Below are 25,324 nucleotides of genomic sequence, written 5' to 3' on the forward strand. Positions count from 1 at the left end.
TCATAACACAGCCAAATTCTTCATTCTTAATTCTTAATTATTAATTTAATAGATATGGATTATTCCCAATTCCTCATTCTCAAAGAAGAGCTTTCGCTGATAGCGGTCATCGTTATCCTCTTCGTAGCCGACCTTTTTATGAGCCCTGATGCACATAAAAAGGATGGTAACCCACGACTCAACACCATGTTGCCCGTCGTGTTGCTCACGATACACACGCTGATTACGATCATACCCGGTCCGGCTGCCGATGCTTTCGGTGGTATGTACCATAATGCGCCGATACAAAGTATTGTGAAATCTATACTCAGTGTCGGTACGCTTATCGTCTTCCTGATGGCACACGAGTGGCTGAAACTTCCGGATACGGTAATCAAACAAGGTGAATTCTATATGTTGACACTCTGCACGCTGTTGGGTATGTATTTCATGATTTCTGCAGGACACTTCCTGATGTTCTTCATCGGGTTGGAAACAGCAAGTATCCCAATGGCTGCGCTGGTTGCTTTTGATAAGTATCGCCACCACTCTGCTGAAGCCGGTGCCAAATACATTCTTACCGCACTCTTCTCAAGCGGACTGTTGCTATATGGTATTTCGCTTATTTACGGTACGGTGGGTACCCTTTACTTTGATGATGTTCCGGCTCATCTAAACGGTAACGCCTTGCAGATAATGGCATTCGTATTCTTCTTCTCCGGTATGGGATTCAAGCTCTCGCTCGTTCCCTTCCACCTCTGGACAGCCGACGTATATGAAGGTGCTCCGAGTGTGGTAACTGCTTACCTGAGTGTAATCTCCAAAGGATCAGCAGCTTTCGTGCTGCTGACAATTCTGATCAAGACGTTTGCTCCGATGATAGATCAGTGGCAGGAAGTACTTTACTGGGTTATCATAGCCTCTATCACCCTTGCCAACCTCTTTGCACTGCGCCAGGAAAACCTGAAACGCCTGATGGCATTCTCCAGTATCTCGCAAGCAGGTTACATTATGTTGGGTGTCATTGCCGGTACACAACAAGGTATGGCATCATTGGTATATTACGTACTTATTTATATGTTTGCCAACCTCTCTGTATTTGCAGTAATCACGATTATCGCTTTGCGTGCCCACCGATTCACACTCGAAGAGTATAACGGACTGTACAGTACCAATCCCAAGCTGGCGTTCCTTATGACGCTCGCTCTGTTCTCACTGGCAGGTATTCCTCCGTTTGCAGGCTTCTTCTCGAAGTTCTTTATCTTTGCAGCAGCTTTCCAGGGTGGTTTCCATTTGCTGGTATTTATTGCACTGGTAAACACAATTATCTCACTCTATTACTATCTGAAGATTGTAAAATCTATGTATATCAACAAGAGTGATGAGCCTATCGCCACTTTCCGTAGCGATAATTATACGCGTGCAAGCCTTATCATCTGTACGCTCGGTATTATTGTATTGAGCCTTGCAAGCGTGGTTTATCAATCCATCGACAAGTTCTCGTTCGGACTGAATTAGTTACGAGCTACAAGCTACGAGTGCCTTGCGGTGTGATAGCGCAGCCACTCGTAGCTTGTAGCTCGTAACTTTTGTAGCTCGTAACTGATATTATTCCAGCGGCAGGATAAACCAGAATGTCGAACCTTTGCCTAACTCACTGTTTACTCCAATGGTACCTCCTAACTGTTCGATGATGCTTTTACTGATAGAAAGCCCCAGTCCTGTGCCCTGTACAAAAGAGTTCAGCTTAATGAAGCGGTCGAATATCTTACGACAAGCTTCGGGAGCAATACCAATGCCAGTGTCTGTCACATATACCCGCAAATGCTTGTCGTCCGGCTTATCGTATCCGATCCGAATGCTGCCCGTGGTAGTGAATTTAATGGCATTATTTATAAAGTTGGAAACCACCTGGTGCAAGCGGTTAGGATCGCTGACGATGACGCATTGCGGCAAGGTTGGCTCAAAAATAAGTTCCACTCCCGGTTTCACTCTCAACTGCATGGAGCGTACAAGATCTCCGCACAAAGTATTAATGTCGAAATCTCTGAACTTAAAATCAAAAGTTCCCGCCTCTATCTTCGACAGATCCAGAATATCTGAAATCAGTTGGAGCAACAATTCATTATTCTCTTCCACCATTTTGGCGTATTCCAGCTTTTCTTCCGGATCTTCCGTCTCCACTAATAAGCTTGAGAAACCGACAATGGCATTCAACGGTGTACGTATCTCATGACTCATATTTGCCAGGAAAGCACTCTTCAGGCGGTCTGCCTCTTCAGCTTTCTCTTTGGCTTCAATCAGCTTTTGTTCCGTTTCCTTCAACTCGGTGATATCATAGTTGACACCGATTAATTCAATCAGTCCATTTGCTGGGTCATAGCGGTTGAGTACCACATTCATGCGTACCCAGTTCCATTGATTCAATGTTCCGGGTTTGAGCACACGCATCTCACTTTTGAAACTCGTAGCTTCCCCTCGTTTAGCCTTCTCGAAGAAAGCCAATACACGTACCCTGTCTTGCGGGTGCATTTTATTATAAATTCCTACCACTTCAACCAATGGCGTATCTTCATCTTCACCCATATTCTTATACCATTGCTTGATGGCATATCCATTACGGGTAAGCAGATTCAGTTTGGCATAACCTACCTTGGCATATTCTGAAATCAGCAAGAAGAAGTTCTCAAAATCACGTATCCGGTTGATGGAACTGATACGTTCCGTATTATCTATATTGATAAGCACAAAGCCATTGTTATCGCCTTGGTTATCGTATATCTTACTTACTTTGGTATAAAGTTCTATTCCACCTTTCTTTTCCGATTCATAATAATCGCTCACATTAGAAAATTCATAGTCCTGCGAAAAGTCAAATTCATCTTCTATCTTCACTCTTTCGCGGATATCAGACGGCACATTCGGATTCTCATAGAAATTCACTCCAAGCGTACTTGATTTGTCTTTGACCCCGAATATCTCCATATCTTTATTATTAAGATCTATCAGTATCCCATCCTTATTATAAATCTCCACACCGACAGGGATGTTAGAAAAGAGATTTCGCAATAGTTTCTCACTGTGATCCAAAGCCATATACGTACGGCGCATCTCAGTGACATCCATATAGAGACAAACCAACTCATCCGGTTCGGGAGAATAAATAATGCAATGACAAGTCCTCTTTGACTCTTCAAAATATTCGTCCAATTCCCTGTACAAGCCATGCTTGTGTATATCTGCAAGAATCAGAAGTTTGGTTGACAGTTTGTCTGAGGAATAGATTTCCGAAGCAAAACGCCCTTTGTATCTCTCTAAAGGTGAACCGCACAAATCCGCACTAAACTGATTAGCATCTGTGATAAGATAGTCATAAGGTTCTCCTTCTTCGTCGCAAAGAATGGAAAGGCGTACATATCCCATAGGCATATGCTTATAAAGATTGCTCAGGAAATTACGTTCACGGTCGGCCTCATCTCTGGCAAGGCGCAGACTGATACAAATATTAATGATGTCAGCCAAAGAGGAAAACCATTGATAATCTTCATTCGTCCATTTATAGTATCTGTCTACCAAATCAATACCGATATATCCCCACACCCGTTCGGTATTCCGAAGAGGAACCACCATGAGTGACTTTATATTCTGCACAGCAAGTATCTCAGATTCCTGACGGGCCACCCGGGGCAAATCCGATAAAGTATTCAACAGGATAGGCTTGCCCGCCAACATTTGTTTAAGCCACCACTCCATACCATTGGTCGGAATCTGTTGCAACATATCTATTTCAGGGCTGACCCCGTCAGCCACTACCTCGTAAGTACAACTCTGGGTACGATAACCGGCATCATATTCTACTATATAGACACGTCCTCCATGAAAGAGTTCAAGGACATCTTTCAATACTCCCGAAATAACCTCACTCAGATTCTTGTCCTTCAGAAAATTACGTAAGGACTGGGACACAGAATGCTGTCGAAACAACAATTCATTAAACTGTTTCAGAATACCACCGGATTGTTCGTCCGCAGGGATATCAACCAATTGAAGGATACCAAATGCCTTTGGATGTCCATCTTCTGTCAGCCACTTTTCACCCAGACGGGAACGAACCCACACAATGCCTTGTGAAGAGTAGATAGGAAAAGTTTGCTCATATACCTCGATTTCTTCTATCGAAAGGAATTCACGTGTAATGCGGCAACGGTAATCTTCACGAATCAATTGACCGAACTGGCGGAAAGTCAGCGTGTCTCCCTCCAAGCCTAACAAATTACAAACATACTCGGAACAAAGATATTCCCCGATAGTGAAGTCTGCTTCCCACCAGCCTATTTGTCCAACAGATGAAAGGAGCTGAAAACGTTTTGCCTCATGTGATCGATTGCCACTCATACGATTTGTGCTTTTAATATTCTGAATAGCGCAAAGATAATGCTTACTTATTAATTTCTGTCCTATTCCTACTAACAAAAAAAGAAAGTTTAGAACGTTATAGGCTATGAACTGAATAGGTCCGCTTTATCCGTGGTGTCACCAAATTGTAACCTAATTGAGAATCAATTGTATGACATGTGTATTACGGTTGTAATTCCGTTGCCGCATCTTTGCACCGGAAACAAGAAACAATAAAAGATGAGCATGAAACTGGATTTAGGAAAAGTATTTTTCTTCATTTTATTACTGGTACTTTCCACCATGACCGCCCTGGCTGGAAACATCAAAGGGACCGTCCTCGACAAGCAGACGAAAGAGCCGTTGACCGGAGCTACCATACAGATAACCGGGACAGCGCAGGGGGCAGTAGCCGACATCGACGGTAACTATACGCTGAATGTAAAAGACGGTACATACACCATAGCCGTGAGATATATAGGATACAAAGACATCCTGCTCAACAGTGTAAAAGTTAAGGCCGAAACTGTGCTGAACTTTGAGATGGAGAGTGATGCACAAACGTTAGGCGAAGTCTCCGTCACTGCACAAGCCAAACGGAATAACGAGGTGGCACTCATACAGGAACAACGCCGCAGCCTCGTAGTACAGAGCGGGGTTTCCGCCCAACAAATAGCTAAAACCCAGGACAGCAATGCCTCGGAAGTCATCCGTCGCGTACCCGGCATCAGCATCATCGACGAAAAGTTTGTAATGGTGCGCGGCCTGTCGCAGCGGTACAATAATGTATGGATGAACGGGAGTGCCGTGCCCAGTTCGGAAGCCGATTCACGCGCCTTTTCATTCGACATCATCCCCAGTTCACAACTGGATAATATGGTAATCGTAAAAAGCCCCGCCCCGGAATATCCCGCAGACTTCACGGGTGGATTCATCCTGATAAATACCAAAGATATGCCCGGCGAAAACAGCTTCAACATATCAGTAGGAGGAGCTATCAATGACCAGACGCACTTCAAAGACTTTCGTAAAGCCAAGGGTAGCAGCATGGACCGGCTCGGCTTCGGAAACGGTTTCCGTAGCCTGGATGCCGGTATGAAAGGCACACTGAACATGTATCCCGGATATGAAACCGGAAACACAGCTCGCATAGATGTATTAAACAATGGTTTCAACAACGACTGGACACTGAAAACCATCAAACCCGTAGGGGACTTAAAATTGAATATGGCATACAACCGCAAGTGGGAAACCGAAAGCGGACGTACCATCGGTATGCTGGCTGCTGTGAATTACAGCAACTCCTATAAGACTTATCTCGATATGGAAAACTCTCTCTATGGCCCTTATGATACCAACAATGACAAATACGTCTATCTGCGGAAAGCAACGGACAACCAGTACAGCAATGATGTCCGCCTCGGTGCCCTGCTGAACCTCACCTTCCAGCCACGCAACAGCAACCATCGCTATGAGTTCAAGAATATCTTCAACCAGATATCCAAAGACCGCTACTCGGAACGTACAGGTTTCAACGCACAACCGGACAACATCAACAACATGGAGTATTACTACTCCAGCCGTACCACTTACAACACCCAGTTCACAGGCAGGCACAACTTTGATGACAGTCGTTTCGACTGGAGTGTGGGTTATGCTTACGCCAACCGTAACCTGCCGGACCGTCGCCTCATTGAACGTACCGACCGCACCAATGAAACCATGGGTATTTACCGTATCAGCCGTGAATTCACCAAACTGGACGAACACATCGGCTCAGCAAATATAAATTATCGCCAGGATTTCCAGTTCGGTGACATCGCCCCTACTTTGAAAGCCGGTGCTTATGGCGAGTACCGTACACGTACCTACAACACCCGCCAGTTCCAGTACGGCTGGCAACCGAATAACAGCCTGCCTAAGGGATTCCAGTTTGACAATGATGTGGCAAACAATATATTGATAGACTCCAACTATGGAATTGACAAACTCTACATGCAGGAAGAAGTGAACTACATGAATAACTATGAGGGCAAAAACACGCAATTGTCCGGTTATGTCGGCATCAACGTTCCGATAGGTTCCTTCAACTTCTACGCCGGAGCACGCTATGAATATGCCCGTCAGGAACTGATCATGAATACCCGCTCGTATGAAGAAAGCCTGCAAAGTACTTTCTATGACTATAAAGACCTGTTCCCTTCCGTCAATGCCACTTACAAACTGAGTGAAAAGCATCAGTTCCGCCTGGCTTACGGTAAATCGGTAAACCGTCCTGAATTTCGTGAACTGTCCACTTCCGTCTATTATGATTTCGATCTGGGAAGCAGTGTCATGGGTAATTCATCCCTGCAGGCAGCTTACATACAGAACGTAGACTTGCGCTACGAATGGTATCCCAGCAATGGTGAGCAAGTTTCCATTGCCCTGTTCTACAAACACTTCGAAAATCCTATTGAATGGACCTACACCATGTCGGGAGGAACTGATCCGGTCTACTCTTACGTCAACGCCAAAGGTGCCAACAACTACGGTATAGAAGTAGATATCCGCAAGAATCTCGACTTCATCGGTATGCGTAATTTCAGTTTCTCATTCAATGGCGCATGGATCAAGAGCAAAGTGCAGTTTAAAGAAGGTGGCAATAATATAGACCGTCCCATGCAGGGGCAATCGCCTTACCTCATCAACACGGGTCTCTTCTATAACAATCCGGATAAGGGATGGAACGCCGCCGTACTCTACAACCGTATCGGAAAACGTATCATCGGCGTAGGCAACCGCTACGGCAGTTCTTCCGAAGGTGATGCACGCAACATACCAAACTCTTACGAAATGCCGCGCAACAGCATCGACCTTTCGGCAAGCAAAAAGTTTGGCAAACTGGAAATTAAAGCTACCGTACGTGACTTGCTGGCCGAACGCTACTACTTCAAACAGTTTGAAGACGTCACCGTAAACGGACAAGCCCGCACCATTGAAGAGGTGACCCGCAGTTATAAACCGGGAAGAAGCTACAACCTGGCCATAGCCTATAGCTTCTGATATTTCACCCTTTCAGTTTATAAAATACTAACAAAACCTGAACATAAAGAAGTTTAATTCCCAAATTAAGAAAAGTATGAAAATGAAAATTAAGAAGTTTGGCTGGATCATTATGATGTGTACAGCCATTGCAATTGGAAATGTGATGTCTTCCTGTTCTGACGACACCAATGGAGAGAATGGCGGGAACGGAGGAAATGGAAGTACAGACCCCGAAGTGACTTATGATGGTACAACAGCCTACAGCAAAGGTGTACTGTTCAATAATGGAACAGAACTGGGCAATGGCGATCAACACTTCGTATTCACCGGCGATGTAACTCTGGAAAAAGGAACCTATCTGCTGAAAGGCTGGGTATACGTAGCCGATGGCGCTAAACTGAGGATTCCCGCAGGCACTATTATCAAGGGTGACAAACAGACAATGGCGAGTCTTATTATAGAACCGGGTGGATATGTAGAAATGAAAGGAACCAAGGAAGCCCCTATTGTCATGACTTCCGAGGAAGCTCCCGGACAGCGCAGACCGGGTGACTGGGGTGGTCTAATCATTTGCGGTAAAGCCAAAAACAACCAGGGTACACAGCAAATAGAAGGCGGACCGCGCACCATACACGGAGGCAGCAACGATGCCGACAATTCCGGTATCTTCCAGTATATCCGTGTGGAGTTTGCAGGTTATCCCTTTGAAACAGACAAAGAGATCAACGGCATTACATTCGGCTCCGTGGGTAGCGGTACCACCATCGACCACTTACAGGTATCGTACTCTAACGACGACTCTTTCGAATGGTTCGGCGGCGCAGTAAACTGCAAATACCTGGTAGCTTATAAAGGCTGGGACGATGAATTCGATACGGACAACGGCTTCAGCGGAACTGTACAATACTGCCTGTCTATCCGTGACCCGCGCATTGCCGACACCTCGCAATCCAATGGTTTCGAAAGCGATAACAACGGAACAGGTGCAGACATCGCTCCATTCACAACTGCAACATTTAAGAATGTAACGTTCATCGGCCCGATGGCTGCCAAGAACACTGATTTCCTGAACACTTCCGAATACATCACTGCCGGTGACATGTACCCGGATAATAAATCCAAGCTGGGTCTGTTCCAATCCGCCATACAGATACGTCGCAGCAGTAAGCTGAGCTGCGAAAATACATTGGCAGTAGGTTATCCTATCGGTCTGATTGTGGATGGCGAAAAAGGAAACACGGTTCAATATTCTAAAAACGGTGATTTCCATCTGAAGAATATCATCTTTGCCGGTATGGGTGTAGTTGGCTCGGACAATAATAAGAAATACGAAGATTATCTCTACAACAGAGAAACCGGAACGTATGATGAAAGCCAAGTTTCTTATTCACACACTTTCTTCAAGAGTGAGGCTTCGAACAAAGTAATGACTGAGGCTGAACTGGGATTGGCTGACCCGATGAATACCGGTCAGAATTACTGCCCAGCTACGGCTATCATGGGAACTGACGGAAACTATATCGGTGCTTTCCGCGACACGAATGATAATTGGCTGGAAGGCTGGACGAACTTCGACCCACAAAACACAGTATATTAATCACTCATTGAAATACACACGCCGAAGCTAAGCTTCTACAAAAGCAACGCCGGACAAGTTCAAAAGAACTGCCCGGCGTTAATTTATTCTCACCTTAGCAAGAATAGATTCTCACCCCATTGAGAATATATTCTCATCATATTGAGTATTTTTTCTCATCGTAATGAGAATACACTCTCAACATAGCGAGAAAACTGAGAATTCAAGAGCCTTTCGTCTCAACTAAGCCTTTCACGGAAATCTTCACCGGACGGTGACTGGAATACGTGCAGATCAAACTCTGAAATAATAGCCAGCAGATGGTCGAAAACGTCGGACTGCAAGTCCTCGTATGGTATCCAGGATGTGGTTGCAGAAAAGAAATACAGTTCCAACGGTATACCGTGATCGGTAGGTTGAAGCTGACGCACCATACAGGTCATATCATGATTTACACCCGGATGGCTCTTCAAGTAGCAATTCAGGTAAGCACGGAAGACACCGAGATTCGTCTGGCGACGACCGTTCACAAGGATGGAGTTGTCGATATGATGCTCTTCATTATACTCCTTTATCACTTGTTCCGTCTGTTCAACGTAGTTTGCCAAGAGCTGTATCTTGCGATACTTTGCCAACATTTCGGGAGTACAGAACCGTACACTGTTCATATCGATATTGATAGAACGCTTGATGCGGCGTCCGCCGCTCTCCTGCATACCACGCCAGTTCTGGAAAGAGTCGCTTACAAGCAGGTAAGGAGGAATGGTAGTGATGGTCTTGTCAAAATTGCGCACCTTCACCGTGTTCAATGATACTTCTATTACGTCACCATCCGCTCCATACTTAGGCATGGTGATCCAGTCTCCCACCTTCAGCATATTGTTGGCAGAAAGTTGCACACCGGAAACAAAGCCCATGATACTGTCTTTGAACACTAACATCAACACGGCAGCCGAAGCTCCCAGACCGGTGAGCAATACACCGGGTGAACGGTCAATCAGTATGCTGACAACGATGATACCCCCGACAAAATAAAGAATGACTTGCACTGTCTGCAAAAGTCCCTTCAAAGGGCGGTCGCGAAACTGTTCCTTCTCGCTATATACGGTATAAACCGCAGTAAGCAAAGCGCTGATAAAGCTAAGAAACATTATAATAATAAAGATGAGGCAGAAACGCATAATAAGCGCCAACGTCGCCGATCCCGCATCGGAAAAAGCCAGGGGCAGCAGGATATAAATAAGAATAGGTGCCACCATGCGGCTAAGGTGCACCATCACCTTCCGGTCGAAAACAATGTCGTCCCAGGTAGCTTTTGTTTGTTTTACCAAACGCGAAACTACTTTCAGCAAGATCTTCCGGCAAATGGAATCTGCTAGATAAGCCACCAAGAGAACTCCCAGAAATGCTATAAATTGATCTAACTGGTCGGCCAATGACTGGCTGAAACCTAAAGTCTGAAGTCCTTCGTTAATTTGTTGTACAATGCTCATGATACTAAGAATTAATTTTGGGGTTAATGGTTAGTAATTATCGCTCCCTGTTCAGAAAGTCTCCTATATCTTCTTTTAACCACTGATACAAGTAAAGGTTCTTGTATCCGCTGTTCTTTTTCAACATCAGGCTGACGTTGGTCTGGCTATTCTCATAGCTGGTCAGTTCGTTATGGAATTGTTCGTTGTGAGCAGCCAGACGTTTAATTTCCTGTTCGCGCTCACGACGCAATACGGTACATACGGGGATAAGAAGTTTCATCACAACACCGTCCATGAGGTGATGTCCCTGTATATATAGGTAAGTTGTATCAGGATTCAATCCCAGTCTCTCCAACTCCACGCCTAAAGCCTCCACTGCCTTTATATTTCGCGAAAATCGCCTGCGCATCTCAGAAAGTTTCTTATCAACGGCACGCTGCACAGGATCTAACGTCCGTTCGGGATGATGCACATTAACTTCCTGCAAGCGGGTGCAGGCATTGAAATCGTACATCGGGAAAGTATATGTATCCCGTTGACAATAGAACCAGACGTTCCACAGAAAGAGCGGATAAATAATCTGCGAATAGCGTTTCAGGAAAGCAGGAAAGTCTATCAGCATACGGTCGTTCAACGTAGCCTGTACACAAACTTCATGCAAGCTTTCAGCATAGCAATGGAAATTCTCGATGGCATAGGCGTACGTCTGGAATATGTAGGGGCTACTGTTTATCTTATGTGAAACGTTCGTTTTGCCTTGCAGCAGAAAGTCGTAGTCACTGTCCACACAGGCTATCAGACTCTTGCCCAATTCAGTAGTGTTCAGCGTATTCATCAGCACCATCTTCTTACCTTTGGCAAGAGAAGTGGCCGAAGGCAGCATCACCTGGAAATAGTAATCATCCGTCTCGAACTCTGCCAACAATGTGCGCCAGAAAGCTACATCATCGTAACTTTCCACATATGCCACAATACGACGACGCGCCTTCTTGGGATAGAGTTTGTTAGCGGCATTGAAATAGGCGGAGGTGAGATTATGTTTTAAAGAAGTAGCCATGGGTATATTATCACTTTATCACTCTACCTTTATTATTCTCGAAATATCGCTCACTTCCGTCACTGCATCCAGCCAGCCTTCCATGATGACAGCTGGAGAATGGGTAGTGAGTATCAGTTGCACATTGGGATTCAGTTCACGTATCATGCTGATAAGTTTCTGCTGCCACTCGATGTGAAGGGAAGCCTCGGGCTCGTCCATAAAGAGAACACAATGGGCATTATCACGCACCAGCACGGTAAGCAGGATAATCAGCATCTGCTTTTCACCGGAAGAAAGTTTATAGGGCAACAGGCGTTCACCGTCCTGATAGAAAATGATTTCATTGCTTCGGCGATCTATGCTTTTGCGGGTATAACTGAACAACTGGTCCATCAGGTCCTGAAACTTTCGCTTGGGCAAAGAGAGGGAAGCAGCTTGCGAACGTTGTTCCTCATCGCCTGAAAGAAGCTCGATCATCTTGTTGCCAATGTTAACCTGATAGTCAAGATAACGGCGTTGCAAAAGATAGAGTTGCCAGTCGAGTTCGGATTTGACGTTCGGATCAGCCATGCGGGCGGTAAAGTCGCCCATTATCAAAGGACGGTCATAGCTGCGGATTACGTCATAAGGGATATACGTGGCATCCGGACGATCGAACGTAATACGTACTCCTTCTATCTCACCATTCTTTATCTCACCCGAAAGCTCTTCCAGATAGTGAACAGAACGGTTAAGGATCGTAGTCTTCCCTACTCCATTGATACCGGAAAGGATATTCACATCGGGACGCAAATCCCAGGCTATGTTAAAGCGATCCCACAACCTGTGTATCTCGATACGTTGGATATAATTGGCTTGTTCTTCCATAGTTTTTGCTTTTAATCAAAGCAAATATACAGGATTATTTTTTAGTTTCCCAAAATAGTTGTTCTTTTGCAGCCTCAAAAACAAAAAGAGTATGAACAAGAATGTACAAGGGCATATATTCGCCCTGACTGCCAACATTTTATGGGGTCTTATGGCTCCTATCGGCAAATCCGCACTTATGGAGTTCTCAGCTTTATCGGTGACCACATTCCGAATGGTGGGTGCGGCAGCTTGTTTCTGGCTGTTGTCCGCATTTTGTAAATATGAGCATGTGGACCACCGCGATATGCTGAAGATATTCTTTGCTTCGCTCTTTGCACTGGTATTCAATCAAGGGGTATATATTTTCGGTCTTTCAATGACTTCACCCATCGATGCCTCTATTGTGACAACCACACTTCCCATTGTGACTATGATTATTGCGGCTATCTATCTGAAAGAGCCTATCACGAATCTGAAAGTACTGGGTATCTTCGTGGGAGCTATGGGAGCACTGACACTTATTTTAAGTAGTCAGACTGCAGGCAGTGGCAACGGCAGCATCATCGGAGATTTACTTTGTCTGGTAGCACAAATCAGTTTCTCTATTTATCTGACTGTATTCAAGGGCTTATCGCAGAAATATTCTCCCATCACGCTGAATAAGTGGATGTTTATATATGCATCTATGTGTTATATCCCATTCTCTTATCAGGATGTGGCAGGTATCCAGTGGGCAGAGGTATCCACTGCAGCATACGTACAAATAGGTTATGTGGTAATAGGCGGTAGTTTTCTTGCTTATATCTTCATCATGACTGCGCAAAGACTATTGCGCCCCACAGTGGTGAGTATGTACAACTATATGCAACCCATCGTAGCTTCTATCGCTGCCATTATCATGGGCTTGGGAGTATTCGGCTGGGAAAAGGGAATAGCTATTGCCTTAGTATTCCTCGGCGTATATATTGTGACGAAGAGTAAGTCGAAGGCAGACTTTGAGAAGGAGGGGAAAGAAGTGTGAGATAGTTACAAATTACAAGCTACGAGCTACAAGTGGCTGCGCTATCACACCGCAAGGCACTTGTAGCTCGTAACTTGTAGCTATTCTACCCCTTTCTCATCTCACTAAAGTATGTATCAAGTAAAGTTTTTGCAGCAACAAATGAAGTGAGCTTACCTTGCAATACTTGCTGTTCCTTATCACCCAGCATAGCTTCTATAACCGGATTATGATAGAAACTATCACGCAGGCGCTCGTTAATACTTTCGTACATCCAGTATTTACTTTGTTCATTACGGCGGTAATCAAAGTAGCCGTTGTCCTTCACAAAAGCAACGTAATCGTAAATCATATCCCAGATTTCTTTCACTCCCAAGTTATAGAAGCCGGAATAGGTCATTACCTGTGGCGTCCATCCTGATTCAGGAGCAGGGAACAAATGCAGAGCATTACGGAACTGAGTTGCAGCCAGCTTAGCACGCTCCAGATTATCACCATCGGCTTTGTTGATAACAATACCGTCGGCCATTTCCATAATACCCCGTTTGATGCCTTGCAATTCATCGCCCGTACCAGCTAACTGAATAAGCAGGAAGAAATCGACCATAGAATGTACAGCTGTTTCACTCTGTCCTACACCTACTGTTTCTACAAATATCTTATCGAAACCGGCAGCCTCACAAAGAATAATCGTCTCACGCGTTTTACGGGCTACTCCCCCCAAAGACCCTGCCGATGGACTGGGACGAATAAAAGATGCAGGATGAACGGAAAGTTGCTCCATACGTGTCTTATCACCCAGAATACTACCTTTACTACGCTCACTACTGGGGTCGATAGCAAGCACCGCCAGCTTACCTGCATATTTTTCCAATACATGCAGACCAAATACGTCAATGGAAGTACTTTTACCCGCTCCCGGTACACCACTGATACCTACACGGATAGAATTTCCGGAATAAGGCAGGCATTTCTCAATGACTTCTTGTGCCACTGCCTGGTGTTCAACTTTCACGCTTTCCACCAAAGTCACTGCCTGGCTTAGAATGGTTACATCCCCTTTTACAATGCCTTCTACAAACTCCGCCACGGAGAGCTGACGCTTTCTGGGTTTAGGACGACGATAGGGATTAACAGATGAAGGTTGTTCAATGCCTGCATTGACAACCAGACCTTTATAGGCTTCATTGTTTTCAGGATGTTCCATGATAAGATTTATAATTTATGATTTATGAGAAGATTTGTGATAGGATTTATAGTTTAAAATCATAAATCCTATGACTTTGCCTTAATATTGATCTCAACCTTAGGTTGCATCGGGTCATTGGTTATCATCAGAATACGCAAATGACGTTTCTTCTTTGCGATATTCTTCTTATCTACCGTCACGCGCAAACGGGTGGTTTCCCCCGGCTGCAACACACTTTTCTTAAGACTTACTCCCAAGGCAGGATTGAATACCTGCAGTTTACTAATCTGCAACGGAGAGCGTCCGGTATTGGTAAGCTGTATATCATGTTTCACTTTATTCTTCTTTGCCAATAAAGCACTCAGGTCTATATCGGTTTCCGAAAGACGAATTACCGGGGCATTTGCCCTATCCGTATCTGTCATACCGGAAAAGTCGGGTAAGAGAATAGCTGAAAGCGGTATTTCGTTTTCATCACTCACTTTGTCTCCAGTGAAACGGGATAGGTAAACAGATGCTTGCGTCAGTCCCAAATCAGTCAGTTTCTCTGTATTGAGGGTTAATGTAATCAGCCCTCTCTCACCTTTCTGAAGTACACTGGGCTCCACTTTCATGTCCAAGTAGGAAGGCAGGTGCATCAATACCGGTTCATACGAACGATCCGACAGATTCACTACTCCAATCCGTATAACGGGCTTTGCGCCACGATGGGTATCAGGAAAATCAATTTCATTCTTATCTATCCGTATCTGACCAATCAGATAAGGATAAGTTTTCGTAAAGTCTTTAATCTCGCGCACCACTTCGCCTGTGAAGTGCAAATAAGCCAAATCGGGTTGTGCGTTAGAATAGATAGCTACTGATTTATCAAAATGACCTAATGCCTTTGCATCAAACTCCACAGTTATGATACCTTTATCACCGGGGGCAATAGGCGTTTGTGTCCACTGAACTACGGAACAGGCACAGGAAGGATCCACCTCAGTAAGCACTAAAGGCTGGTCACCGGTATTGGTAATAACGTATTGTGCACTGGCAGGATGTTTCCACTCAATCTGTCCGAAGTTGTGGGTTTCTTTATTAGATGAAAAACGCGGTTGCGCCGCAGCAGTAAGTGCTACGGCAGCAAACGCATACATACATATCAAGATTCGTTTCATTCGTTTTCATTTTAGGATGCACAAAAGTAGGTGTTTTAAATGAGAGTTCCTAAAAGGGTGTTTTAAAATTACTACTCTACCTCTACTTTCATGGATGCCGAATGGGCAGCATACTCGGGTGCATAGGCACACTGTATAGTAGCTAATCCAGCCTCATATTGCCCGCTACGAGCCACACGATAGCTGTATTCCAGCACATACACACCTTTACTCAGGCTGTCGAAGAAGAAATTAGTAGAAGCATCCTCTATTTCTACATAATATCCTATTCCGCCGTTCCAGCGATAACCGGAAAGTGAATTCACCGGTTCGAAGCAAGCCCCACGCTGGTCTTTCAACTGAACGAAATCCATTGCACGGCCAAGACGTATCGTCAGACGGGAAACCACTTTATCACCCACAGCCAACTGTGTAGTAGCAGTGACTGGTTGCAGTTCCTTCTTGCCTGTAGCCAAAGTACGTTCTACATAAAGTTTCTTTTCCACTGCCAATTCACCACTCTGCTGTTTCACATCGGAAATCGGTGAGAGGTATTGAGCATACACTGCACCCCAGGCAATACCTGCATCCCGTTTTTCTACAGTGATAGATTTGGCACGCAATTCGGGACTGCCTTGTGCAAAGCTTTCTTTAATATATCCCAGTCCGGGAACAGTAGTTTTAGCAGGACTATATGTTTCCAATACTTTATTACCAAGAACAATACGTACATCACCACGGGTAGCCAACAGATCACTGCCTTGGCAAAGCAATGCATAAACGGCATCCGCTGTTGCAACCGGTGAGTTCCAACTTGTAGTCTGCTTTTGTTTCAGTAACCAAAGCTTCATTTCTTCTACCAAGGCGTCATTGCCACCTGCCAGACGTAAAGCTTCCATTACTTCCACATGAACAGGAATAGGCTGCATTCCCCAGCGGAAGGGCTTTTCATTGAAAGCAAAATAAGCTCCTTGTTCATTGGTTTGCACCAGATGTTCCTTAATGGAAGCAATAAACTCATTAGCTTCAGCCATACGGCCGGCTTTTAGTAGAATAATAGCCGACTGCGCTTTCATTCCCATTTCAGCCGTGTTCAGGTTCGTGCCAACTTTGGAAAGGAAGTAACTATAAGCAGCCTCATTGGCAGCAGGCACTTTCTCACCGGAAATAGCTACCAGATAGAGATAGGTCATTGCCGGATGTGAGAGGGTAGTCATTTTAGCTCCGTCTTTCTCCGCTTTACGAATACTCTTGTATTCCTCCAAAGCCTGTTGATGCAGATATTTAAAAGCTGCCTGCTGCATAGAAAGGGCATCACCGGAATTCTTTTGTCCGGTAAGTAGAGGCAGACGAACGAGAAGTTCGGTGATATATCCCGTCATGTTACGACTCCCCGGCATCCCTTTATACCAGCTCCATGCGCCATCGGCATCTTGCAGTTCTTTCAATCGGGTAAGAGTGGTTATATTATTATTTGCCAGGTTATTGAGATCGAACAGTGTAGCAATACGGGCTTGCTGCTCAGCTTCCGTAGTGGCCTCCAGTAACCAGGGACTTTCTTCAAGAAGGATATTCTTCACATCCTGATTCTTCTGCAACTGGCTGAGGAAAGTCTCTTTCTTACCACCTTGCATGCGCCAACTATCGAATACAGCTTTAATGCGTGGCTGGCTATTGGCAATGTAAGAAGCAAGGGAATTGGCATAATATGCGGCAGCCCAAGCAGTAGCATTATCTGTACGAGGTTGGCTCAATACCGGCAATGCTTGTACGGCATACCAAGCCGGATTTCCGGTAAACTCCACTGTCAGACGACGGTCGGTAGCCGTACGGCTGTTATTATTGAACAGGCTGTCCAGAGAGAAAGTACGGGTTTCTTCGCCTCGTATCGGCATAGCAAGAGTTTCAGTGATATATTCCTTATCACTCAATACAGGCAACAGATGTTGCTCGCCATCGCTGAATGTACCGCCATCAGCAATCATGCGTACGCCCAGCATATCCTGTTTATCCGTTACTGTGAAACGGAAGCTTACAGGAACTGTTTTTCCGGCTTCTACTGTGAAAGATTGGCGTTGTGTAGAAATCACTTTATCCGTCATCGGATCAAAGAGTACAAACTTCGTGATTCCTTTCAGGGCTTTTCCTGTCAGGTTGGTAATCGTTGCGGCAATACTGGTCTTATCCCCTACCCGTACGAAACGCGGCATATTAGGAGACAACATGAATTCTTTCACCGTGACGGTTGAAGCATCCAATTTCCCGATCATCATTCCTTTCGTATGAGAATACCCGCGGAAGTTCCAACGTGTCAGGCTTTGCGGCATGGTGAAGGAGAAAGAAATCTCCCCTTGCTCATTTGTGCGAAGTTGCGGATAGAAGAAGGCTGTTTCTGCAAAGTTCGTACGCAGTTCGGGAGCATCACCAAGTTCTACGGCAGCACCGGTTTCTTCGGTTGACACCATTTCTTCTTCAAATATCATATCTGCAGCATCGGCAGAAGAATCTTCAGCAACCATCTCTTTCATCCGTGGACTCGCCAATCCCCTTACCTGCACGCTTCCGGTCATGGTGGAGTTTTTCATAACACCATAACCTACTACCAATGCTTCCTGTACACCTTCTTCCGAATAGAAAGTATCATAGACAAATGGAGACACCTTCCAGTCTCGCATAGGGAAATAACAAGAGTAATAAACAGAGCCTGTATACCCATACGACCAATAAATCTGAGGCACAAACCGAGAATAGTTCACATAAAAACTCTGACGATTGGGATATATCTTATCTAAAGAGGCATCATACATAGTGGCGAGCATTTCAGCATCGGCAGGTGTACCTTGTGGTGTCTTGATAGTCAAGCGCCACTCTTCTTCTTGCCCGGGACGTAACTTGTCACGGAACACATCCCATTTCATTATCAATTCTTTATCCGGTCTACGCTTCTGTAAATCCACTTTTTCGAAATAGAGTTCTCCATCCTTGACAAAAGCAAACAGATATTCTATTCCGTCTCCATACTCTTCTTTATAAGGCACATCAAAACGGACAATGGAATCGGATAACTGAAGTGTTATACTGCTCAGGTGCTGCTTACCACTGAATATATCCAGCATCACGTAGGTATCTTTAAAGGAAGTTCCCAGACTGAACTGTGCAGGGTGTCCGGCATCAAACTGCGTATTACGTGAATAGAACCAGACGGGCGATGTCACAGGAGGACGATTATCATTATAGGAGAAAAGCACAATATTTTGTTTGTAGTCAACATCCCTACCCTGATCGTCCTTTGCTGTCAGTTGCAGTTCATAAGCGCCGGAAGGCAGATTTTTCCATTCCGGCAATACTACTTCCACATTGGAAGTAAACTGCCCGCTGAAACGGACTTCAGGCTTTCCATTCACAGTTTGCACCAAACGGTAATCCCCTTTCACCGATACAGACTCCATATTCAGGTTCCGGGCTACAAAAGTCAGTCGGATACTGTCATCCTTACAGATACGATCTTGTGTATCAACAGACAGAATCAATGAACGGTCTCCGGCAGACAAGGTCGTTACGGAAGTCTGTGTTTCACCGGCCTGATTGGTTACAGAGGCTTCTATCCGATAAGTATAGTAACCGGAAGTAACACCTTCTACACCTTGCAACCAGACAGGAATGGAGAACATTCCGTCATCACCTATCATTACGCTACCTGAAACCAGAGAAGTAGTATTTCCATAAGCTCTCCACCACGAGAACTGGCTGCGGGTAACAGTATAATTCAATTCCAACCCCTGCAAGGGCACACCACTGAAAGAACTTACCGTACCTTTCACCTGTACGCTATCTCCTATCTGGTAAGACTCTTTCTGAGAATCGAAGACGATGTCGAATGTAGGACGCTTATATTCTTCCACTTGTACAGATGTCCAACCGTTTGCTTTTCCTGTTCTAATAGAATAAGACCCGTTCAGGCAAGCAGTAGGAAGCACAAACTCAGTGGTAAACGAACCGAACTCATTGGTACGGACTTCTTTCTTTCCAATATTAGTATCATTCACATCGGTAAGCTCCACAGTATAAGTCTTATTGGAAAGCACCATAGCCGTATCACCACTTTGGGAATAAGCGATACCTTTTATATAAATAGTTTGTCCGGGACGATACAAAGAGCGATCCGTCAATATCTTCACTGCTTCGGATTCTCTGTCTGTATGATTCCAGGTTCCATTAGAGTTATTATAGATACGCTGCAATGGCATTGCCGTATCAGTGCCTTTCGTGGCAACCAACGAACGGAACTGCTTATTCCACGGTAGTATCACCTTACCCGATGCATCCGTAGTTTTCTGCTCCAATACCTTGTTTTCCCTGGTTCCATAACTTGAATAGAAAGTAATCTGAACATCCGCTACAGGTTTTCCGGTTTCAGCATCCAAGGTCACAACCTCATAATCTTTAGTTGAGAGAGGTATAGTCAATACTTTGAAACGAGTGAGATAAAGGTAGTTCTCGGCAGTTCGTCCTTTCTTATCATCAGGCACTACCTGTACTACATAAATACCCGGTTCGTCCGGCAACAACATACGATATGTACTATCTGCCGGAAGGTAATTAGCCGGACGCAACAAAGAAAAGTGTTCCGTTTTTACTTTACGGGCATACTTCTTATAGAAAGCAGGATTAATCACCGGCATATCCGTTGTAGCCTTCGACAGAGTAGTACGGAAGACATTCACCGTAAATCCATCCAAGTTACAATGAGTAACCCTCAATTTCAGAGAATCACCGGGATAGGTAACCTTGTCTGCACTAAAGTTCAGTTGCGGCTGCAAAAGGCTTTCTTTCAGCTCACGCAATGCAGATATCCGTTTATAGTCGGGATAAAGGTTGATGGCTTCATCACAAGTTTGCAAAGCCTTTTCATATTCACGTATATTGCGATAATAACGTGCTTTGGCTAAATAAGCCTCTGCACACACATCACGCTTGGCATAATCTTTAATAATGCGATCCAAAGCATGTAAGTATTGGTTCGGAGCTTCACTTCCGCCTTCTTTTACAGCTCGCGGACGAAGCAAAACATTCCCTTCTCTATTACGCCATTCCATATAATCCAGCATAGTCAGTACGGTAGCATCTTCCATGCCGGGCATCTTCCGATAGGTGTTTATCATCTGGCCATAAATGCCCATGATGTCTTTCTTTACCAATGAGTCCATCTCGAACCATGAAACTTTCTGTAAAGCATCAATGGCACGTGATGCCAACAAATGATACATTTCATGATGATAGTACTCACTTGCATCCCCTAAAATTACAAAAGGAATATAAGTACGCGAAGATGTTTTCAGCAATTCAGCAGAATCCTTCAATGCTTCTCCTGTATACCTCATCACCTGCTTCATGAAGAGGTTGCCGCTCCATTCACGAATATCTGCCGGCAAGGCTTCATCTTCCAGATCGAGCGAAGTGCGTTGCCGCAACTCCCATCGGTTATTATCTGCATAATTGGCATAGATACTTGCCACCAACGAATTCAGCACGGCACGACTGACCGGATTTTGTTCACGCTCCGCCCATTGTTCCAATCCTTTCAGGTTGACATAGAAGCTATCAGGTGTCAGTACATTCTGAAATGTATTCCGACACATATAGGCTTTTAACATCTGCGGGGTATTCTTTTCCTGTTCCCCTTTCCGGAATATCTCATCCGTCAGTTTTATCACAGTTTGCGGCAAGCTCTTCTTTTGTGCCTGCTCCACTTGTTTCCACAACTTGTCAAACGACTGCGCATGCAGCATAGGCATCCCCCCAAAAAAGGTTGCCAGCAGTATTAAACTACAAATTCTTTGAATCCTTTTCATAGATATTATTCTATTAGTCTTTGTACTAACAACAAAGTAAGGGAATAAAGTTTAAACAAAAGCTGATTTTTATATAAAAAAGCTTTCAGGGGAATATAAAAGAAGCGAGGAGTACGTCCGGAAAACGTATTCCTCGCTTCATCAAGTTTAGTTAAAATGCTTTCTTATTTCTTCAGGGTATACCCCATCATCAACATCTCATTCCGACCTACTTCGGCGAGAATGTTTCTCCATGTTTTAAAAATCTTTTTTTTCATAACCTTAAAAATTAAACTAATACCTAAAAATCAAATACACACAATCTAAAAGAGGGGTTTAGTAAATTGTTGAATAACCCCAAACATGCTTATCAGCCTCGCTGATGTGCTTAAAAATTTTCTTTAACGTTTTCATTTTGTTATCCTCCTTAAAAAATCTTGTTATCCTATTAAATACATGTTTTATAACACAAAAATAATACCTTTGTTTAGAACAAACAGCAATATTCGGCAGAAAAGTATGTTTTATAACATATTTCTTGATCTAAATCAAAAATAAGAAGATCAAACAAGGAGGGAAGTGGAAAAAATGGCAGAAAAAGGAAAGAGTGACAAGGCATGGGACAATATGACAGAAAAAGAGTGAGGCTGTCTCCCACTGGGGACAGCCTCACACAACAACATTTTACTTTTCACGATGGTGAAAAAAAGGACTATTCTTCACAGAGTAGTTGTTTTATTAAAAAGGTATGCCCCGAAGGACATACCTTATATTAATTACTTAGGAAAGCATAGACTTAGTTACCTTCAGTTGATTTAACATCCATGTAAACTGCAGTCTTCACAGTACCCCACTTATAAGTTACGATTACAGGAATCTTAACCTTAAATGCTTGTACGTTATTTCCGTTATTCTTGTAAGTAATTGTACCATAGTCACCAACAACAGTAGAATTAGCCTGAGAAATAACAATCTTGTTAGTAACTTCAGACAGCTTCTTCGTTTCGATGTTATTACCATTCATGTTAGTTGTAATGTTAGCGATATCAGCTACAATAGACTCAACTCCATAATAAGTATAGTAACCAGTACCATCATATTCAACACCACTTGCACTTGTTCCCTTAGCAAACTTGTAATCTCTCCAGTCAGTCAAGTAAACAAGATCAAGCATCTTCACTGTATAACCTTCATCTGTAGCATCTACAAAGTATTTACCAGTGTTAGCAAATACATTAACCGGACGCAAGAATTCAGCATTGAATTGACCATCAGTCATCGGTAAACGCATGCTACACTCATTAGTCAATACCATATCAAGTATAGCAGTGAACGGAGCAACATCATGAGCAGAGATATTCAGGATAGCCTTAGCAGCAGCTGTTTGTTGATATTCAACATTGTTACCAACGATCTTAGCAACTAAAGAAGTTCCATTAGCATACAGTTCTTTACCGTTAGCAGCTACAGTCAATGTATAAGTTGCACCATCATTACCCTGAACCTTAACATTATTGTTTTTATCAGAGAAGATGTATTGATAAGAAATCTTATCCAACTTGAAGTCATCACTTACCTCATTATTCAATTTGAATGAAGGTTTGTTTCCTTCGAATACATTATCAACATTTACAGAGAATGAGCAATCGTTCGGAGTAACACCAGGAACTACTGTATTCATTCTGATATTATTCATGTTATTGTACCAGTATTCAGAGTTCTTGCTACCAGTATCGAAGCTTGCAGACGGAGTCTTAACAGTAGCAGTAAATGTAATAGTTACATCAGCACGTGACTTATCATTCTTAGGAACATAAGTAGCAGTTGCAATCAGTTTACCATTATTATTATTAACAGCATTCACCTGATCAGCAGAAGTTACTGTCCAAGCCAAGCAAACAGTTTCAACATTAGGATCAGCATCGTTCAATTCAACAACTTCACCATATTCACCAGTTTTCAAAGTAGCAATCTTCTGACCAGAAGCATTAGTAGAACTTGACTTCAATTCATAGATTGCGTGGAAATCTTCTTTAGTCAAACCTAACTTCTGATAGATATTAACATTCATTTCATCGAATAACAAGTTGTAAGTCTCAGGAGTACATTTCAACTTAAGATCACCACATGCCTTCGGATAGTCAGTACCAGCAACATCACCTCTTGTAATCTTGACTTTAATCCAGCCAACATTAACAACTTCACCGTTAGCAGCATTCTGAAGCTCTACACGTACCAAAGGCATACGACCAACAGCAGCAATAGGATCTTCAGTGATATCACCAACCTTAGCTGTCAAAACACTACCCTTCAAGTTTGCAAAGAAGCTACTCTGAAGAGTCTTGTTATCACCAACATAATAGTCTGACAAACTATAAACCAACTTCAAACCATAGTCAGCCAACTTGTCATTAGCAATAGTCTTATCACCTGTGCCAATCTGCTTCATCGGATCAGTGTCAGTCCATTCTGTATAATGAGTTTCCACATACTTAGACAAATCAATACCCTCCTTGTTATTGTAAGCAACTTCACAAAGTGGTTCTGCATTGATTGCGTCTTCAGCCTTACCAACTAAGCTACGTGCATTATCAGCACCATACAAGTGAGCTTTGTGTACACCAGCATCTTTAGCATTAGCTAGAACAAATTCTTTCAAAACTGATTTGTAAATAGCAGCATAGTCAGAATTAACGACTTTAGTGCCACCGTTTACTTCTACAGTAGCTTGCAGATTCATCACAGTAATCTTAGAAGCATCAATCTTCTGGATAGCTTCACTATTACCATTGAATACAACTTTCAAGATACCATTAGTAATAGAACATTTTTCCAAATCGATATTAGCAATGTTAAATCCAGTAGCACGTGTGCCAACGAATTCTTTATCATCTGCAGACAATACTAATTTAGAGATTTGTTTCATAGTAACACCAACCGGGTTTACGTGATAGTAAGCAACCATATCCGGAGTGATATGACTATTAGAAGCAGGAGAAAGAGGAGCATTCCAGATTTCACCCTTTTCTGTTACAGTCTGGCTCTTAACAGTCCATTTGTCATAAGTCAGGTTAGTAGCTCTCATAGCTTCTACACCGCTCAGATATGCTTCGGGAACAAAAACCAAGCTTGTCAAAGGCAGTGCATCCTGAATATAGAAATTAGAGCTTTCACCATTATCTGTTACAGTATAACCAATGATTACACCATCTTTCTTAATTGCAGCAATACTGCTTGTTGCTTTCGGAATAGTAACGTTTGTTTTAACGCCATTATACAAAATTTCTCCTGCAGCGTTAATCGTCAGCTTCGTAGGATCAAAGCTTTCTCCAACTTCAGCAGTAGGAAGAGTAGCAGATGAAACCTCAGTACCATCTTTCTTCAAAATAACTTTGCCATCCTTTATCTCGATAGTGTAATTTGGAAGGTTTTGGGCTATTTTGCAAGAAACACTCTTATCGTTACTATCAACGATAGTCAATGTTCCAGTTGCTGCATCGTAAGATACACTTTTTACCCCATTGTTTCCAATAGCAGTTTTCAAGTCAGTAAGGCTTTGGTTGATTTGACCGATTTCGTTGTCAATACGTTTGATGTCATCATCGTAATCCTTACAACTGATGAAAGACGTCGTGGCAGCGAATGTCAATGCTCCAAAAAGCACCACTTTAACAAATCTTTTTCTCATAATCGCTTTTAATTTACATTAATAATATATTATTAAACACTCAGTTTCAATAAGACAATTCTATGTCTTTATACATAAACACAAATTATATTTCTTTGTACGAAGAAGCTTTTCCTCGTCCGTTACTTTATAGGTAA

At 43.5% G+C, this 25,324-nt stretch carries 12 protein-coding genes; 4 read left to right on the forward strand and 8 right to left on the reverse strand.

The window, feature by feature from the left end; translation table 11 throughout:
- Positions 1 to 54: 54 nt before the first annotated feature.
- Positions 55 to 1,497, forward strand: coding sequence for an NADH-quinone oxidoreductase subunit N (locus BWI44_RS04260; RefSeq protein ID WP_115502671.1), 1,443 nt, complete (start codon positions 55 to 57; stop codon positions 1,495 to 1,497).
- A gap of 90 nt (positions 1,498 to 1,587) precedes the next feature.
- On the opposite strand, the gene BWI44_RS04265 is transcribed toward BWI44_RS04260, so the two are convergent.
- Complete coding sequence (locus BWI44_RS04265; RefSeq protein ID WP_286812011.1) at positions 1,588 to 4,374, reverse strand: sensor histidine kinase; 2,787 nt, start codon at positions 4,372 to 4,374, stop codon at positions 1,588 to 1,590.
- Positions 4,375 to 4,620: 246 nt separating this feature from the next.
- Here BWI44_RS04265 and BWI44_RS04270 point away from each other — a divergent pair, with 246 nt between their 5' ends.
- Positions 4,621 to 7,419 carry a TonB-dependent receptor gene (locus BWI44_RS04270; RefSeq protein ID WP_502688825.1) on the forward strand — a complete coding sequence of 933 codons (2,799 nt, stop codon included), beginning with the start codon at positions 4,621 to 4,623 and terminating at the stop codon, positions 7,417 to 7,419.
- Between the two features lie 76 nt (positions 7,420 to 7,495).
- Positions 7,496 to 8,998 carry a beta-helix domain-containing protein gene (locus BWI44_RS04275; RefSeq protein WP_138292702.1) on the forward strand — a complete coding sequence of 501 codons (1,503 nt, stop codon included), beginning with the start codon at positions 7,496 to 7,498 and terminating at the stop codon, positions 8,996 to 8,998.
- A 218-nt stretch (positions 8,999 to 9,216) separates the two neighbouring features.
- Here BWI44_RS04275 and BWI44_RS04280 read toward each other — a convergent pair whose 3' ends face one another.
- The 3 genes from BWI44_RS04280 to BWI44_RS04290 are packed head-to-tail and all read right to left on the reverse strand — an operon-like array spanning position 9,217 to position 12,358.
- The gene (locus tag BWI44_RS04280) at positions 9,217 to 10,470 is read right to left on the reverse strand and encodes a mechanosensitive ion channel family protein (protein ID WP_115502675.1); all 1,254 of its coding nucleotides are present in this window, start codon (positions 10,468 to 10,470) and stop codon (positions 9,217 to 9,219) included.
- Positions 10,471 to 10,507: 37 nt separating this feature from the next.
- Positions 10,508 to 11,509 (reverse strand): DUF4435 domain-containing protein, encoded by a 1,002-nt coding sequence (locus BWI44_RS04285; protein ID WP_007666991.1) that lies wholly within the window; start codon positions 11,507 to 11,509, stop codon positions 10,508 to 10,510.
- A gap of 18 nt (positions 11,510 to 11,527) precedes the next feature.
- On the reverse strand, positions 11,528 to 12,358 hold the full coding sequence (locus BWI44_RS04290) for an AAA family ATPase (protein WP_021968087.1): 831 nt from the start codon (positions 12,356 to 12,358) through the stop codon (positions 11,528 to 11,530).
- A 91-nt stretch (positions 12,359 to 12,449) separates the two neighbouring features.
- On the opposite strand from BWI44_RS04290, the gene BWI44_RS04295 reads away from it, so the two are divergent.
- Positions 12,450 to 13,361, forward strand: a complete 912-nt coding sequence (locus tag BWI44_RS04295; RefSeq protein ID WP_044533111.1) for a DMT family transporter — start codon at positions 12,450 to 12,452, stop codon at positions 13,359 to 13,361.
- A gap of 85 nt (positions 13,362 to 13,446) precedes the next feature.
- Here BWI44_RS04295 and meaB read toward each other — a convergent pair whose 3' ends face one another.
- From meaB to BWI44_RS04315, 4 genes are all read right to left on the reverse strand, one after another.
- Complete coding sequence (gene meaB, locus BWI44_RS04300; RefSeq protein WP_007666996.1) at positions 13,447 to 14,547, reverse strand: methylmalonyl Co-A mutase-associated GTPase MeaB; 1,101 nt, start codon at positions 14,545 to 14,547, stop codon at positions 13,447 to 13,449.
- 68 nt (positions 14,548 to 14,615) lie between these two features.
- Positions 14,616 to 15,689 (reverse strand): DUF1573 domain-containing protein, encoded by a 1,074-nt coding sequence (locus BWI44_RS04305; protein ID WP_195209824.1) that lies wholly within the window; start codon positions 15,687 to 15,689, stop codon positions 14,616 to 14,618.
- Positions 15,690 to 15,760: 71 nt separating this feature from the next.
- Positions 15,761 to 21,520 carry an alpha-2-macroglobulin family protein gene (locus BWI44_RS04310; RefSeq protein WP_195209823.1) on the reverse strand — a complete coding sequence of 1,920 codons (5,760 nt, stop codon included), beginning with the start codon at positions 21,518 to 21,520 and terminating at the stop codon, positions 15,761 to 15,763.
- Positions 21,521 to 22,295: 775 nt separating this feature from the next.
- Positions 22,296 to 25,187: a hypothetical protein gene (locus tag BWI44_RS04315; protein ID WP_007667011.1), complete on the reverse strand. Its 2,892-nt coding sequence runs from the start codon at positions 25,185 to 25,187 to the stop codon at positions 22,296 to 22,298.
- Between the last annotated feature and the right edge of the window lie 137 nt (positions 25,188 to 25,324).

This window comes from Bacteroides sp. Phil13 (assembly GCF_001940965.1).
Classification (GTDB): domain Bacteria; phylum Bacteroidota; class Bacteroidia; order Bacteroidales; family Bacteroidaceae; genus Bacteroides; species Bacteroides intestinalis.

Excerpts from the sequence above, each read along its gene's own strand:
- BWI44_RS04305 (WP_195209824.1), bottom strand. The coding sequence starts at position 15,689 with ATGAAACGAATCTTGATATGTATGTATGCGTTTGCTGCCGTAGCACTT.
- meaB (WP_007666996.1), bottom strand. The coding sequence starts at position 14,547 with ATGGAACATCCTGAAAACAATGAAGCCTATAAAGGTCTGGTTGTCAAT.
- BWI44_RS04310 (WP_195209823.1), bottom strand. The coding sequence starts at position 21,520 with ATGAAAAGGATTCAAAGAATTTGTAGTTTAATACTGCTGGCAACCTTT.
- BWI44_RS04275 (WP_138292702.1), top strand. The coding sequence starts at position 7,496 with ATGAAAATGAAAATTAAGAAGTTTGGCTGGATCATTATGATGTGTACA.
- BWI44_RS04315 (WP_007667011.1), bottom strand. The coding sequence starts at position 25,187 with ATGAGAAAAAGATTTGTTAAAGTGGTGCTTTTTGGAGCATTGACATTC.
- BWI44_RS04260 (WP_115502671.1), top strand. The coding sequence starts at position 55 with ATGGATTATTCCCAATTCCTCATTCTCAAAGAAGAGCTTTCGCTGATA.
- BWI44_RS04285 (WP_007666991.1), bottom strand. The coding sequence starts at position 11,509 with ATGGCTACTTCTTTAAAACATAATCTCACCTCCGCCTATTTCAATGCC.
- BWI44_RS04270 (WP_502688825.1), top strand. The coding sequence starts at position 4,621 with ATGAAACTGGATTTAGGAAAAGTATTTTTCTTCATTTTATTACTGGTA.
- BWI44_RS04295 (WP_044533111.1), top strand. The coding sequence starts at position 12,450 with ATGAACAAGAATGTACAAGGGCATATATTCGCCCTGACTGCCAACATT.
- BWI44_RS04290 (WP_021968087.1), bottom strand. The coding sequence starts at position 12,358 with ATGGAAGAACAAGCCAATTATATCCAACGTATCGAGATACACAGGTTG.
- BWI44_RS04265 (WP_286812011.1), bottom strand. The coding sequence starts at position 4,374 with ATGAGTGGCAATCGATCACATGAGGCAAAACGTTTTCAGCTCCTTTCA.
- BWI44_RS04280 (WP_115502675.1), bottom strand. The coding sequence starts at position 10,470 with ATGAGCATTGTACAACAAATTAACGAAGGACTTCAGACTTTAGGTTTC.